The 13039-nt window shown below is 69.6% G+C and carries 14 protein-coding genes; 8 read left to right on the top strand and 6 right to left on the bottom strand.

Going from position 1 to position 13039, the window contains the following annotated elements:
- Nucleotides 1–254 precede the first annotated feature (254 nt).
- From ABTW65_RS03805 to kstD, 3 genes are all read right to left on the bottom strand, one after another.
- Complete coding sequence (locus tag ABTW65_RS03805; protein WP_350658585.1) at nt 255–1721, bottom strand: FAD-binding protein; 1467 nt, start codon at nt 1719–1721, stop codon at nt 255–257.
- Between the two features lie 94 nt (nt 1722–1815).
- Nucleotides 1816–2790 carry an enoyl-CoA hydratase ChsH3 gene (gene chsH3 / locus ABTW65_RS03800; protein ID WP_350658584.1) on the bottom strand — a complete coding sequence of 325 codons (975 nt, stop codon included), beginning with the start codon at nt 2788–2790 and terminating at the stop codon, nt 1816–1818.
- Nucleotides 2790–4496: a 3-oxosteroid 1-dehydrogenase gene (gene kstD / locus ABTW65_RS03795; RefSeq protein WP_350658582.1), complete on the bottom strand. Its 1707-nt coding sequence runs from the start codon at nt 4494–4496 to the stop codon at nt 2790–2792. Before kstD ends, chsH3 begins: the two co-directional genes overlap by 1 nt.
- A 176-nt stretch (nt 4497–4672) precedes the next feature.
- Between kstD and hsaA the strand changes: the two genes are divergently transcribed.
- From hsaA to ABTW65_RS03760, 7 genes are read left to right on the top strand one after another with little or no spacing between them, the layout of a single operon-like run.
- Nucleotides 4673–5866, top strand: coding sequence for a 3-hydroxy-9,10-secoandrosta-1,3,5(10)-triene-9,17-dione monooxygenase oxygenase subunit (hsaA, locus tag ABTW65_RS03790; RefSeq protein WP_350658581.1), 1194 nt, complete (start codon nt 4673–4675; stop codon nt 5864–5866).
- A gap of 1 nt (nt 5867) precedes the next feature.
- A complete protein-coding gene (hsaD, locus tag ABTW65_RS03785) occupies nt 5868–6785 on the top strand; it encodes a 4,5:9,10-diseco-3-hydroxy-5,9,17-trioxoandrosta-1(10),2-diene-4-oate hydrolase (protein ID WP_350658580.1) in 918 nt (305 codons plus the stop codon).
- A complete protein-coding gene (gene hsaC, locus ABTW65_RS03780; protein ID WP_350658579.1) occupies nt 6782–7681 on the top strand; it encodes an iron-dependent extradiol dioxygenase HsaC in 900 nt (299 codons plus the stop codon). Before hsaD ends, hsaC begins: the two co-directional genes overlap by 4 nt.
- Before the next feature lie 30 nt (nt 7682–7711).
- Nucleotides 7712–8293 carry a flavin reductase family protein gene (locus ABTW65_RS03775; RefSeq protein ID WP_350658578.1) on the top strand — a complete coding sequence of 194 codons (582 nt, stop codon included), beginning with the start codon at nt 7712–7714 and terminating at the stop codon, nt 8291–8293.
- 57 nt (nt 8294–8350) lie between these two features.
- On the top strand, nt 8351–8686 hold the full coding sequence (locus ABTW65_RS03770) for an ArsR/SmtB family transcription factor (RefSeq protein ID WP_141804731.1): 336 nt from the start codon (nt 8351–8353) through the stop codon (nt 8684–8686).
- Complete coding sequence (locus tag ABTW65_RS03765; RefSeq protein WP_350658577.1) at nt 8686–9603, top strand: cation diffusion facilitator family transporter; 918 nt, start codon at nt 8686–8688, stop codon at nt 9601–9603. The genes ABTW65_RS03770 and ABTW65_RS03765 overlap by 1 nt, the downstream gene beginning before the upstream one ends.
- A complete protein-coding gene (locus tag ABTW65_RS03760; RefSeq protein ID WP_350658576.1) occupies nt 9600–10316 on the top strand; it encodes a cation diffusion facilitator family transporter in 717 nt (238 codons plus the stop codon). The genes ABTW65_RS03765 and ABTW65_RS03760 overlap by 4 nt, the downstream gene beginning before the upstream one ends.
- 30 nt (nt 10317–10346) lie before the next feature.
- On the opposite strand, the gene ABTW65_RS03755 is transcribed toward ABTW65_RS03760, so the two are convergent.
- Nucleotides 10347–10757 carry an RpiB/LacA/LacB family sugar-phosphate isomerase gene (locus ABTW65_RS03755; protein WP_350658575.1) on the bottom strand — a complete coding sequence of 137 codons (411 nt, stop codon included), beginning with the start codon at nt 10755–10757 and terminating at the stop codon, nt 10347–10349.
- Nucleotides 10758–10779: 22 nt separating this feature from the next.
- Entirely contained in the window at nt 10780–11232 is a 453-nt protein-coding gene (locus tag ABTW65_RS03750; RefSeq protein ID WP_350658574.1) for a nuclear transport factor 2 family protein, read from the bottom strand.
- An 87-nt stretch (nt 11233–11319) separates the two neighbouring features.
- Between ABTW65_RS03750 and ABTW65_RS03745 the strand changes: the two genes are divergently transcribed.
- Nucleotides 11320–12189, top strand: a complete 870-nt coding sequence (locus ABTW65_RS03745) for an alpha/beta hydrolase (protein ID WP_350658573.1) — start codon at nt 11320–11322, stop codon at nt 12187–12189.
- On the opposite strand, the gene ABTW65_RS03740 is transcribed toward ABTW65_RS03745, so the two are convergent.
- Nucleotides 12190–13029 carry an LLM class F420-dependent oxidoreductase gene (locus tag ABTW65_RS03740; RefSeq protein ID WP_350658572.1) on the bottom strand — a complete coding sequence of 280 codons (840 nt, stop codon included), beginning with the start codon at nt 13027–13029 and terminating at the stop codon, nt 12190–12192.
- Nucleotides 13030–13039 lie beyond the last annotated feature (10 nt).

Genomic DNA, 13039 nt, shown 5'->3' with positions numbered 1-13039 from the left:
TGCGGACGCGTCGGGAGAGCCAGCACCGGCGATGCCCGTGGCGTCGCGTATACATAACCAGCCAGGCTCGTGATGCGCGTAGGGTCGAAAGTCCCAAATTTTACCGAAGCCATTCACGTCTGAAGAGATATGTGATATGGCAACAGTTCGCTTGATGAGCGTCTGCACAGACTAGCTCGCAGCTGGGGTCCACCGACGATCGGTCTCACCGGACGCGCCGAACTTGTGAGGCCCGTCACCGAAGCCGGCCAGTGTCAGCCCAGTCCGGCCGCATGCCGTCCGGCGCGCCGCCCGAAGTACGAGCCGTCACCGAGCTGCATGCCGGAGGCGTAGCCCTTGGCGTCCTGGGCGAGGTTGGCCGCACAGGCGCCGGCGGCGTAGAGGCCCGCGATCGCGGAGCCGTCCTCACGGAGTACCTCTCCTTCGACGGTGGTCGCCAGACCGCCCATGGTGAACCCGGCGTACATCGCCTTGCCGAGGGAGAGGTCGTAGGCGCCCCACGGGCCGGTGTCCTGCGGCTCGGTCCACTCCGGCGCCTTGTGGAGCTCCGGGTCCTTGCCTTCGGCGGCGTGGGTGTTGTACGAGGTCAGGGTCACGTTCAGGGCCTCGAAAGGTACGCCCAGGCCGGCCGCCATCTCCTCGACCGTCTCCCAGCCGTCGATGAACGGGCACAGCGGCATCTTCGGGTGCTCGATGTGCGCGGAGTCGACGATCAGGAACGCGGCCGAGTCCGGCTGCTCCATGACGAAGGCGGCCGTACGTGCGTGGTAGGAGTCCTCGGCCACGAACCGCTTGCCGTGCTTGTTGACGATGATCCCGGTGAGCAGGATCGAGGGCGGGTAGAACGGCGCGGTCTGGAACGGCTCGTCCATGAACCGCCAGCGGCCGCCCGCCGAGGCACCCAGGCGCAGCCCGAGACCGTCGTCGTAGGTGGAGGCCAGCGGGAAGAGCTTCTCGCCGAGCCGGGGCGTGTGCTCGGCGACCATGTCGGCGTTGCCGACGAAGCCGCCGGCAGCCAGGATCACCGCCTTGGCGCGGATCGCGCCACGCTCCTCGAACAGTCGCCAGGCCAGGCCGACGACCCGGCCGTCCTCGATCACCAGGTTGGTGGCACCGGTCTCGTAGCGGATCACCGCCGACGTCTCGGCCAGCCGGTCGGCCATCCGGTCAACGACCAGCTTGGCGCCGCCGGTGTCGCCCGGGACCGGCACCTTGTGCCCGCGCGGCGCCGGGACGGCGAGGTCACGGAAGGGGTGGACCTTCTCGTTGCCGGTGTACATCAGCCCCTCGGTGCCGGGCTGGATGACGGCCTTGCCAGGCCAGAAGGTGCGCTCGAACTCGAAGCCCAGTGCCTCGAGCCAGTCGAAGTGCTCGACCGAGTCGTCGCAGTAGGCCCGGATCTTGTCGTCCTCCGGCTCCTTGGAGACCGCGCGGATGTAGTTGAACATCTCCTCGGCCGAGTCCTCGATCCCGGTCGCCTTCTGCACCGCGGTGCCGCCGCCGAGGTAGAAGTGGCCACCGGCCATCGCCGAGGTGCCGCCGGGCTCGGCGGCCCGCTCCAGCAGGATCGTGCGTGCGCCCGCCCGGGCCGCCTCCAGCGCCGCGGCCCCGCCGGCCACGCCGAAGCCGACCACGATCACGTCGGTCTCCTCCGACCAGCCGCCGAACCGCTCCTCGACGTCGGCGGGGGAGAGTACGTCAGGCAGTGCCGTTCCGCTCATGCTGTCCCCCCGTGTAACACGTCGTTCGTAGGACTATCCGGTCGTTCTAATAGGGCGAGTAGTCCTACGAACAGCGTGTTACAGCTCGCGCGGCTCATCGCACCTCCTCGCTTCGCTCGGTCGCTCCCTCGCTCGGCGCGAGCGGACGAGCAAGCTCGCCGCTCGACCTCGCTCCGGTCGCCTCCAGGTAGCAGTCGGCGAGGACCGGGGCGCCGTCGCGGGCCGGGTCTGCCGACGAGATCGTGGCTCTGACCAGGATCTTCCCGGCCTCTTGACCAGTTTCATCCCAGGCCTCGATCGAGATCGTCTCGCCAGGGAAGACGATCCCGGCGAACCGGGCACCGAACCCGGCAACCCGGGTGGCGTCCCCGTCCAGGAGCAGGGCGGTCGCCTCGCGCAGCACGATCCCGTAGGAGCACAGCCCGTGCAGGATCGGCTTCGGGAAGCCGGCCTTCGCGGCGAAATCGGGGTCGGCGTGCAGCGGGTTGCGGTCGCCGCAGAGCCGGTAGAGCAGCGCCTGCTGCTCGGTGACGTCGTACGCAGCCACCGCATCGGGCGCGCGGTCAGGAACCGGCAGCGATGTCGACGGCCCGCGCTCACCCCCGAAGCCGCCCTCGCCGCGTACGAAGATCGAGCTCCTGACCGTCCACAGGGGATCGCCGGACGCGGTCGTGGCGACGCCTTCCTGGACGATGACGGCGGCCTTGCCCTTGTCCCAGACCTCGACGATCCGGGTCGAGACGACCGCCTCTCCCGAGGTGGGGATCGGGCCGTCGACGTGGATCTCCTGGGAGCCGTGGAGCACCGAGGCGAGGTCGATGTCGCAGCCCGGCAGGTCGAGCGAGGGCGGCTCGGTGACATGGAAGGTCGGTGCCACGACCCCGAAGGACGGCAGCACCGTCAGGGCATCGGAGTCCAACGTGTAGCGCAGCGCCGCCGGGTCGGTCGCGTCGCCGGGACGCGAGCCGGCGCCGATGCCGAGGTGGTAGAGCAGTACGTCGGAGGAGCTCCACGAGAACGACTGGGACGGCAGCTCCGCGCCGATGGCCTTGGTCGGGTCGATGGGCATCAGCTGTGCTCCTTGTCCTGGGGCTTCTGGGGCATCTCGGGCGAGAGGGCGCAGTCCTCGGCGGCCAGATAGCCGAAGACCAGGGCGGGGCCGATGGTGGCGCCGGGGCCGGCGTAGGTGCGGCCCATGACGGCGGAGGAGACGTTACCGGCGGCGTACAGGCCCTCGATGACGGAGCCGTCGGGGCGCAGGACGCGGGCGCGGCGGTCGGTGACCAGGCCACCCTTGGTGCCGAGGTCGCCGGGAGCCATCTTGACGGCGTAGAACGGCGCCTGAGCGATGACGTTCAGCGAGCAGTTCGGCTTGACGGTGGGGTCGGAGTAGTACTTGTCGTAGGTCGACTCGCCGCGGTGGAAGTCCTCGTCGACGCCGGACTCGGCGAAGCCGTTGAAACGGGCCAGGGTCTCGCGCAGGCCGTCGACGGGCACCTCGATCTTCTCGGCCAGCGCCTCCACCGTCGAGGCCTTCACGACGACCCCGCTCTTGAGCCAGCGGCCCGGGAACGGCTGGCCGGGCCCGAGGCCGGCGAAGATGTAGCGGTTGCGGTAGCGCTGGTCGAAGACCAGCCAGGCCGGGACGTGGGAGATGCCAGTCTCCTGGCCCTTGTAGATCTCGTGGACGGCCTCGACGTAGGGGAGTGCCTCGTTCATGAACCGCTTGCCTGCGCTGTTGACGATGATCGAGCCGGGCAGGTTGCGCTCGGCGAGCGCGAACCACGGCCGCCCGGGGAACGGGATCGTCGGCCCCCACCAGGACTCGTCCATCAGGTCGGTGTCCGCGCCGGCCGCGATCCCGGCCAGGATGCCGCCGCCTGTGTTGGAGAAGGCGCCGGTGGTCCATTCGACCGAGGTCGGGGCGGGCAGGTACTTTTCCCGCATCTCCAGGTTGCGCTCGAAGCCGCCGGAGCCGAGGATCACGCCGCGCCGTGCCCGGATCACCGTGGTCGGACCGGACTCGCCGTGGCGTACCTCGACGCCGACGACGCGGCCGCCCTCGGTGACCAGGCCGACCAGCTCGGTCTGGTAACGGACCTCGACGCCGGCATCCAGGAGCCCCTTGCGCAGCCCGATCGCGAGCGCCGCGCCCATGGCGTACATCTTCTTGCCGAGGAGGCCGGCGAGGATTCGGGCGACCGCGATCTTGACCATCGTGATCGGGCCCTTGATCGTGCGCATGCCGAGGCTGATCTTCCGAAAGTCGGCCTGGGTGACGACCATGTTGGCCGGCGACTTCGTATAGGGCGGATGCAGCCGCGAGAGCTCCTCGCCGATCATCCGGGCGTCGAGCGGGACCGGCTCGACGGAGCGGCCGGCGCCGCGGCCACCGGGGGCCTCGGGGTGGTAGTCGGCGTAGTCGGGGACCCAGCTGAACCGCACCGGCGTCTTCTCGCAGACGAAGGAGAGCACCTCCGGGCCGCGGTCGAGGAACGTCTCGCGCCGGTCGCTGGGCACGACGTCGCCGACGATCGACTCGAGATAGAGGCTGGCGTCCTCGGGGGAGTCCTTCTGGCGGGCCGCCTCAAGGGCGTGGTTGCGCGGGATCCAGACCCCGCCGCCCGAGCGGGACGTCGATCCGCCGAAGTAGGCGCTCTTCTCGATGACGACGGTCTCGAGCCCGTGGCGGCGGGCGGCCGCGAGCGCGGCGGTCATCCCGGCGCCTCCGGCGCCCACGACCACCACGTCGTACGTCTCGTCGGTCTTTCCCATGGTGCTCCCTCAGCTTCGACTGTCCCAGAACTGAAACACGTTCTACCATAGACGAAGGTGCACGAAACACGCCCAGGGACTCGACAAAACTGAAACGTGTTCTAGTATTGATCCATCGGCAGCGCACGAACCGCGCCGTCCGAGGTCATTGGGACACCATGCAGGAAGGCAGAGCGGTGAGCGAACCGACACAGCGCCCCCACAAGGACGCGCAGACCGTCAAGGACGGGGTGCAGGACCTGCTGCCCACGATCAGGGAGCGGGCCGAGGAGACTGAGCGTCTCCGGGTCGTGCCCGAGTCGAGCGTCAAGGAGCTGGAGGAGGTCGGCTTCTTCAAGCTGCTGCAGCCGGCCCGGTTCGGCGGTCTCGAGGCGGACCCGGTCGACTTCTACACCTGTGTGCGTGACATCGCCTCGGCGTGCGGGTCGACGGGCTGGGTCTCCAGCGTCCTGGGTGTGCACCCTTGGCAGATCGCGCTCTTCGACGACGAGGCCCAGCAGGCGGTCTGGGGCGAGGACCCCGACACCCGGGTCTCCTCCTCGTACGCGCCGATGGGCAAGGCGGCGATCACCGAGGGCGGCTTCAACCTCTCCGGGCGCTGGTCGTTCTCCTCCGGCTGTGCGCACGCCACCTGGGTGCTGCTCGGTGGCCTCGTCTTTAACGACGAGGGTCAGGTGGTCGACTTCCGTACGTTCCTGGTGCCGCGCGAGCGCTACGAGATCGTCGACGTCTGGAACGTCGTCGGCCTGGCCGGCACCGGCTCCAACGACATCGTGGTCGAGGACGTCTTCATCCCGGAGACCTTCACGCTCTCGATGGGCGAGACCGGACGCTGTAAGGGGCCCGGGCAGGCGGTCAACACCGGTGACCTCTACAAGCTGCAGTTCCACTCGCTGTTCACCACCACGATCACCACGCCGATCATCGGCATGGCCCGCGGCGCGTACGAGGAGCACGTGACCATGCAGCAGAACCGGGTCCGCGCCTCCTATGGCGAGAAGGCGTCCCTGGATCCCTTCGCCGCCGTCCGCGTGGCGACCGCCTCATCCGACATCGACGCCGCCTGGGCGCTGCTGATGAGCAACATCCGCGAGCAGCAGGCGTACGTCGCCCGCGGCGAGAAGATCCCGATCACCCAGCGGCTGCGGATCCGTCGCGACCAGGTGCTCGGCACCCAGCGCGCGATCGACGCGATCGACCTGCTCTTCGAGGCCTCCGGTGGCCGGGCGCTGGCCAACGGCACCCCGCTCCAGCGCGCCTGGCGCGACGCCCACGCGGGTCGTGTCCACGCCGCCAACGACCCCGAGCGGGCGCTGCAGATGTACGGCGCCTCCGAGTTCGGGCACAAGGTCGACCCGGGGATGTACTGAGATGGTTCTCGTGAAGGATGACGTCGCCCACGACGTCCGGATCAAGACCGAGGCGGCGGGGGAGATCTCGCTGCGCTACTACGACCTCGGTGCACCGCAGGACGACCGGCTGCCGCTGGTGATGCTTCACGGCGGGGGTCCCGGGGCCTCGTCGTGGTCCAACTTCGGCTCTGCGCTCGAAGGCTTCGCAGCCGACTTCCGTACGATCCTGGTCGACCAGCCGGGCTTCGGCGCCTCCGACAAGCCGGAGGTGGTGGGCAATTACTACCGCTTCGCCGGCGACGCGGTGATCGCCCTCCTCGACGAGCTGGGCCTGAAGAAGGTGCACCTGCTGGGCAACTCGCTCGGCGGCGGAACCGCGATGCGGATCGCGCTGACCTACCCGGATCGGGTGGGGCGCCTGGTGCTGATGGGACCGGGCGGGCTCTCGCTCAACCTCTTCCATGCCGATCCCACCGAAGGCGTACAACGCCTGATGGACTTCTCGGGCGCCCCCACCCGCGAGGCGCTCAAGGCGTTCATCTCGACCATGGTCGTCGACCAGAAGCTGGTCACCGACGAGCTGGTCGAGGAGCGGTTCGCGGATGCGACCGCGCCCGGTGCGCGCGAGGCGATGGCGTCGATGGGGTGGTCGTTCTACAACCCCGAGACCGCGGAGGACGGCATGCTGTGGCGCGAGGCGCACCGGCTGCGCCATCACACGCTGCTCACCTGGGGCCGCGAGGACCGGGTCAACCCGCTCGACGGCGCGTTCCCCGCGCTGAAGCTGATTCCCAAGGCGCAGCTGCATGTCTTCCCGCGTTGTGGGCACTGGGCACAGATCGAGGCGGCCGACGAGTTCCGCGAGGTGGCGGTCACGTTTCTAAAAAGGCACAGTTTGAAGCGGCACCGCGAACGTACTCCCAAGGAGAAGTCATGACGATCGACCTGAAGTCCATGGGCTATGTACGCGTCACCAGCACCGACCTGGAGGCGTGGCGCACGTTCGCGGAGAAGGTCCTCGGCCTGGTGACGGCCAAAGGCCCCAACCCAGAACACCTCTACTACCGCATCGATGAGGTCTCGGCCCGACTCGTGATCGAGCCGGGCGAGGTCGACCAGCTCAGCTGCGTCGGCTGGGAGGTCGCCGACCACACTGCGCTGGCGCAGGCCCGCGAGCACCTGGAGAAGTCCGGGGTCGAGGTGGAGGAGGGCACCCCCGAGGAGCTCGCTGAGCGCCGGGTGCAGGAGATGCTGCGCTTCCGCGACCCCTTCGACAACGTCTTCGAGCTCTTCCACGGCATCACCTACGAGCGCCGTCCCGCGGTCTCGCCCTACGGTCACACCTTCGTGACCGGCGAGCAGGGGATGGGCCACGTGGTGATCCCGGTCTCCGACGACGTCGAGGCGCTGGAGTTCTACCGCGACACGCTCGGGTTCCGGCTGCGCGACTCGATGAGCATGCCCGGCGAGTTCGCCGGCAAAGAGCCCGGCACGAAGATCTGGCTGCGCTTCCTCGGGATCAACCCGCGTCACCACTCGCTGGCGTTCCTGCCGTTCCCCAACGACTCCAAGTGCGTCCACATCATGCTCGAGGTCGACAAGCTCGACGACGTCGGCCGCGCCCTGGAGCGGGTGAAGAAGTACGGCGCGAAGCTGTCGGCCACGCTCGGGCGGCACATGAACGACGAGATGGTCTCGTTCTACGTGAAGTCGCCGGGTGGTTTCGACATCGAGTTCGGCACCGAGGGACTGCAGGTCGACGACCAGAAGTGGGTCGCCCGGGAGTCGACGGCCGTCTCGTACTGGGGTCACGACTTCGGCGTAGGCCAGTGATCGGGTATGCGTATAGAGGTGCCTGATGGGATGTCTCCCGATGCCGCCGAGAGCTGGCCGCATCCGGAGCTGATCGAGTCCTTCCACGGTCGCTTCGACTTCGAGGCGCCACCGTCTCCACCGGAGACCCCTGCCGACGCCGAGGCGGACGCCCGGTTCCGTACGGTGCTGGGCCGGTTCGCCTCCGGGGTCACCGTGATCGCCGCGCAGACCGCGGAGGGCCCGGTCGGGATGACCTGCCAGTCGTTCTCCTCGGTGTCGCTGCGGCCGCCGCTGATCCTCTTCGCGCCAACCAAGTCCTCGCGCGCCTGGGCCCGGATCCGGCGTGCCGGGCACTTCTCGGTCAACATCCTCGCCGCCGGCCAGGAGGCCGTGTCGAACCAGTTCGCCTCACGTGCCGCGGACAAGTACGCCGACATCTCCTGGACCCCGTCGGCCCATCACGGCGACCCGCATCTCGACGGGGCCGTCGGCTATCTCGACTGCGCCGTCCACTCGGTCCATGAGGAGGGCGACCACTATCTCGTCGTCGGCCGCGTCCTGGATCTCGAGGAGGGCACTGCCGCCGAGCCGCTGCTCTTCTTCCGCAGCAACTACCGAGAGCTGGACTGACCAGTCCTCTCATGGTTCAGCTTTTGCTGAATACATGTTTCGCTGTACTGTCTCGGCATGGTCACCGCCACCACCTCGTCTCTGGACGCGCTCGCCCGGTTCGGGCACGCCCTCTCCGACGCCACCCGGGCCCGGGTGCTGATGCAGCTGCGTGAGGGTCCGGCCTATCCGGCCGAGCTCTCCGAGTCGCTGGGGGTGACGCGCCAGTCGATGTCGAACCACCTGGCCTGTCTGCGCGGCTGCGGCCTGGTCGTCGCCGTCCCCGAGGGCAGGCGTACGCGTTACGAGCTCGCCGACGGCCGCCTCGCGCACGCACTGGCTGACCTGCACGACCTGATCCTGGTCACCGACCCGGAGGCCTGCCGCGACTCCGCCGAGCAGGGCTGCTGCTGATGGGCCACGGACACGGACACGGGCACGGCGCTGCTATGGGCCACGCCGGCGGCAGGCATCGGTGGCGGCTGGCCGTCACCTTCGTCATGGTGGCAGCGTTCCTGGTCGTCGAGCTCGTCGCAGGGCTGTGGTCGGGGTCGCTGGCACTGATCTCGGACGCTGGCCACATGACCGCGGACGTCGTCGCGCTGGGCGCGGCGCTGGTCGCGACCCGGATCGCCAGCCGCGCCGACACCACCGGCCGCCGCACGTACGGCTCCTACCGGGTCGAGGTGTTCGCCTCCGGCCTGACCGTCCTGGTGATGCTCGGGGTCGCGGTCTACGTCGTGCTCGAGGCGATCGGCCGCATCGGGGAGGGATCCGAGGTCCAGACCGGGGCGATGCTCGTGGTCGGCGCCATCGGTCTTGCCATCAACCTGGTCTCGATGCTGCTCCTGCGCGCGGGGGCGAGTGAGTCGCTCAACCTCAAGGGCGCCTACTTCGAGGTGGTCGCGGATGCCGCCGGAAGCGTCGGCGTGATCGTGGCCGGACTGCTGGTCGCCGCCACCGGGCAGCCGTTGTGGGACACCGCCGTGGCCGTCGCGATCGGGGTCTTCGTCGCCGTACGCGCCATAGCCCTGGGCCGCCAGGTCCTGGCGGTCCTCGGCCAGCACGTCCCCGAGGGCATGGAGGTCGACCAGGTCGTCGCCGACCTCGAAGCCGTCCCGGGCGTGGACGGCGTCCACGACCTGCACGTGTGGACGTTGACCTCCGGGATGCACGTCGCCACCGCTCATCTCGTCCTGGATGCCGGCACCGATGCCCAAGCCGTGCTGACCGACGCGCAGACCGCGCTCGCCACCCGGCACCGGATCGAGCACGCCACCCTCCAGACCGAGACCGCTCCCACCCGGCAGTGCCACGAGGTGACCTGGTGAGCTCCGACCTTCCGATCCATGTCATCGGCCGACCCGGTGGCGCGACGCCGTTGGGACCCGATCCGTCCCGCAGTGCCGTCCTGGTGCGACGGGTCCGCCTCCTGGTCGCCTTCACCATCGCCTACAACGTGATCGAGGCCGTGGTGGCGATCGCGGCCGGGACGATCGCCGGCTCGGCCGCGCTGCTCGGTTTCGGCCTCGACTCGGTCATCGAGGTCTCGTCCGCTCTCGCCGTCGCCTGGCAGTTCGCCGGTCGCGACCCCGAGGCCCGCGAGAAGGTCGCGCTGCGGATCATCGCGTTCTCGTTCTTCGGGCTCGCTGCCTTCGTCACCTTTGACGCCGTCACCAGCCTGATCGCCGGGCACGCCGCCGACCATTCCGGTCTCGGCATCGGCATCGCCGCGCTCAGCCTGCTCGTCATGCCCGCTGCCTCCTGGGTCCAGCGCCGCACCGGCAACGAGCTCGGCTCCCACTCCGCCGTGGCCGACTCCAAGCAGACGCTGCTGTGCACCTACATGTCCGCGGCGCTGCTCGTCGGGTTGCTCGCCAACAGTGCGTGGGGCTGGTGGTGGGCCGATTCGGTCGCGGCGCTCGTCATCGCGGCCCTGGCCGTGGGGGAGGGGATCAACGCCTGGCGCGGTGAGGTCTGCTGTTCTCCGGCGGGAGCTCTTGCCGGCCACGAAAGCTGCGACGACGGCTGCGCCTGCTGCTGATCGGGCAGTCGCGCGGTGCCCCGGTGGGGCTCACAGCTCGTCGAGGCGCTTGATCGCGGCCGCTTCCTCGGGGTCGGGGTCGGTCTCGTCGAGGAAGGCTCGGGTGACCTCGACCGCGACGTCCGGGGCGAGACGCTTGAGGCTCATCGCCAGGACGTTGGCGTCGTTCCACAGGCGCGCGTTGCGGGCGATCCAGGGCTCCCAGGCGAGGGCGGCGCGTACGCCTGGCACCTTGTTGGCGGCGATCGCCGTGCCGGTCCCGGTCCAGCACATCACCACACCGACGTCGGCGCGGCCCTCGACGACCGCTCGGCCGATGCCGGCGCCGAGGTCGGGCCAGGAGTCGGTCTCGACGATCTCGACGTCGCCGCGCTCCTGCAGCTCGGCGAGCACGGCTCGGGTCGTCTCGTTCTCGTCGTCGGTTCCGAAGGCGATCCGCATGGTGCCGAACCTACCGCCGTTCTCAGGCGTGCGTGGCCGGTCCGCCGGGTCCGGTGAACTTCGCGTGGGGCTGGTCCTTGAGGCTGGTGGTGAGCTCCCAGGTGCGCTGGTAGCCGGTGTGGGCGATGCGCCAGCCCTGCGGCGTACGGACGTAGCGGTCCTCGTAGAAGGCGGCGCCTTCGAGGGCGAACTCGAAGGCGGGGGCGAAGACCTTGTCGTAGAGATACCAGCGGCCGGTGGCTGACTCGCCGTCGACCGCGATCTCCGGGTGGTGGAGGTGGTGCATCGTGATGATCTCCGCGGGCAGGTTCGTCCGCATGTAGTCGACCAGCTCGGTGGGCGAGGTGAAGGAGAGCCCGGCGTAGTCGGCGGTGGCGTCATCGCTGAAGCAGGTGGCGAACTCGTCCCACTGCTTGGTGTCGAGGAGGCGTACGTAGCGGTACTTGAGCTGCTCTATCTCGCTGATGTCACTCATGAGCCGATCATAGTAGAACGTGTTCTATTTTGGGTGCTGTCTGCGTGAGCTGTGGGCTGCCGTTCGGCCATCGGTCGGCCGTACGTCATGACGAAGACCGCCATCCAGGTGCAGGATCGCGGTGTGGACGGGATGGTCGAGCTCCGCCAGCGGCGGGCGGCGCTGTTGGCGAACCGCAGCCTGACCTGGGTCTTCGGAGCGGACGACCCGGGCGTGGTGGTGCGCGAGGCCTGGGCCGGCGAGATCCGGCTGCGGCTCCACATCCCGCGCGCCCTGGCCTCGGGGCGGCCGATCGTGCTGGCCTTCCATGGTGGCGGCTGGTGCTGGGGATCGCCCGAGCAGTCGCGCTGGATGGCCGGCCGGATCGCAGCCCGCATCGGCGCCGTCGTCATCGCGCCGGCCTACCGGCTCGCGCCGGAGCATCCCTATCCGGCGGCGGTCGAGGACTGCTGGAGCGTGCTGACGTGGGCCGTGGCGAACGCGGATGACCTCGGCGCGGACCCGGCGAGGATCGCGGTCCTGGGTGACAGTGCCGGTGGCACGCTGGCCGCGGTCCTGGCGCTACGCGCCCGTGACGAGGGAGAGTCGCGGATCCGCGGTCAGGTGCTCATCTACCCGCTCGTCGATCTCGTCGGGCTGCGTGGTCCGGGCCTGGGCGGGATAGTCGGGCACTACCTCGGCGGAGACGGTTCGCTCGCCGAGGAGTGGTCGGTCTCGCCGCTGCGAGCGACGTCCCACGAGGGTCTGCCGCCTGCCCTGGTGCTCACCGCGCGGTTCGACCCGATGCGCTCGCACGCCGAGCGTTACGCCGCGGCGCTGCGTACGGCTGGGGTGGAGGTCACCGTGCACTGCCCGCGCCTGGCGACCCATGCCTATCTCACCCTGCCGGGCATCTCGCCGGCCTCGCGAGGCGGCCTGGACCGGATCGTCGGGTTCCTGCGCGAGCGGCTCGGCTGATCAGCCGAGGTCGAGCCTGCCCGCGAGCTTGTCGAGGTAGGTGAGTACGCCGGCCGGCTCGGTGTCGGGGACGCCCCAGATCAGCTCGTCGGCGACCGACCACTCGGCCAGGTCGTCGGGTGTGGGCCGCTTCGCGACGAGCACGCGCACCTCGGGCTTGCCCTCGCGGCCGGCCGATTCCCACTCGTCCTGCAGCGTCTTCACCTTGTCGCCGATGCCGGCCTCGGTCGGGGTCGACATCCAGCCCTCGGCGTTGCGGGCGATCCAGCGCAGCGTCTTGGGGCCGCCGCCGGCGCCGACGATCGTCGGGATCCGGCCCTGCGGTGGCTTCGGGTAGGCCCACGACGGGCCGAAGGAGACGAACTCACCCTCGTAGGCCGCCTCTTCCTCGGTCCACAGTGCGCGCATCGCCTCCAGGTACTCCTTCAGCGCGGTGCGCTTACGGTCGCCCGGGATGCCGTGGTCGGCGAGCTCGTCGGTGTTCCAGCCGAACCCGACGCCCAGCGAGACCCGGCCGCCGGAGAGGTGATCGAGGGTCGCGATCGTCTTGGCGAGCGTGATCGGGTCGGACTCCACCGGCAGCGCGACTGCCGTCGAGAGCCCGATCCGCGAGGTCACCGCGGCGCAGGTCCCGAGCGTGACCCAGGGGTCGAGCGTACGCAGGTAACGGTCGTCGGGGAGCTCGGTGCCGCCGGTGGGGTGCAAGGCGTCGCGGCGCACCGGGATGTGGGTGTGCTCGGGCACGTAGAACGTGTCGAAACCGCGCTCCTCGGCGGCGGAGGCGAGCTCGGCGGGCGCGATGCCGCGGTCCGAGGTGAACAGGACGATGCCGTGGCGCATGACACAACAG

It is taken from the genome of Nocardioides sp. NPDC127503 (assembly GCF_040302165.1).
Classification (GTDB): domain Bacteria; phylum Actinomycetota; class Actinomycetes; order Propionibacteriales; family Nocardioidaceae; genus Nocardioides.
This window is presented reverse-complemented; position numbering and strand designations above follow the sequence as displayed.

What these genes read in the sequence shown, in the direction of transcription:
- ABTW65_RS03805 (WP_350658585.1), bottom strand. Translation starts at nt 1,721, where the DNA reads ATGAGCGGAACGGCACTGCCTGACGTACTCTCCCCCGCCGACGTCGAG.
- chsH3 (WP_350658584.1), bottom strand. Translation starts at nt 2,790, where the DNA reads ATGCCCATCGACCCGACCAAGGCCATCGGCGCGGAGCTGCCGTCCCAG.
- kstD (WP_350658582.1), bottom strand. Translation starts at nt 4,496, where the DNA reads ATGGGAAAGACCGACGAGACGTACGACGTGGTGGTCGTGGGCGCCGGA.
- hsaD (WP_350658580.1), top strand. Translation starts at nt 5,868, where the DNA reads ATGGTTCTCGTGAAGGATGACGTCGCCCACGACGTCCGGATCAAGACC.
- hsaC (WP_350658579.1), top strand. Translation starts at nt 6,782, where the DNA reads ATGACGATCGACCTGAAGTCCATGGGCTATGTACGCGTCACCAGCACC.
- ABTW65_RS03775 (WP_350658578.1), top strand. Translation starts at nt 7,712, where the DNA reads ATGTCTCCCGATGCCGCCGAGAGCTGGCCGCATCCGGAGCTGATCGAG.
- ABTW65_RS03770 (WP_141804731.1), top strand. Translation starts at nt 8,351, where the DNA reads ATGGTCACCGCCACCACCTCGTCTCTGGACGCGCTCGCCCGGTTCGGG.
- ABTW65_RS03765 (WP_350658577.1), top strand. Translation starts at nt 8,686, where the DNA reads ATGGGCCACGGACACGGACACGGGCACGGCGCTGCTATGGGCCACGCC.
- ABTW65_RS03755 (WP_350658575.1), bottom strand. Translation starts at nt 10,757, where the DNA reads ATGCGGATCGCCTTCGGAACCGACGACGAGAACGAGACGACCCGAGCC.
- ABTW65_RS03750 (WP_350658574.1), bottom strand. Translation starts at nt 11,232, where the DNA reads ATGAGTGACATCAGCGAGATAGAGCAGCTCAAGTACCGCTACGTACGC.
- ABTW65_RS03745 (WP_350658573.1), top strand. Translation starts at nt 11,320, where the DNA reads ATGACGAAGACCGCCATCCAGGTGCAGGATCGCGGTGTGGACGGGATG.
- ABTW65_RS03740 (WP_350658572.1), bottom strand. Translation starts at nt 13,029, where the DNA reads ATGCGCCACGGCATCGTCCTGTTCACCTCGGACCGCGGCATCGCGCCC.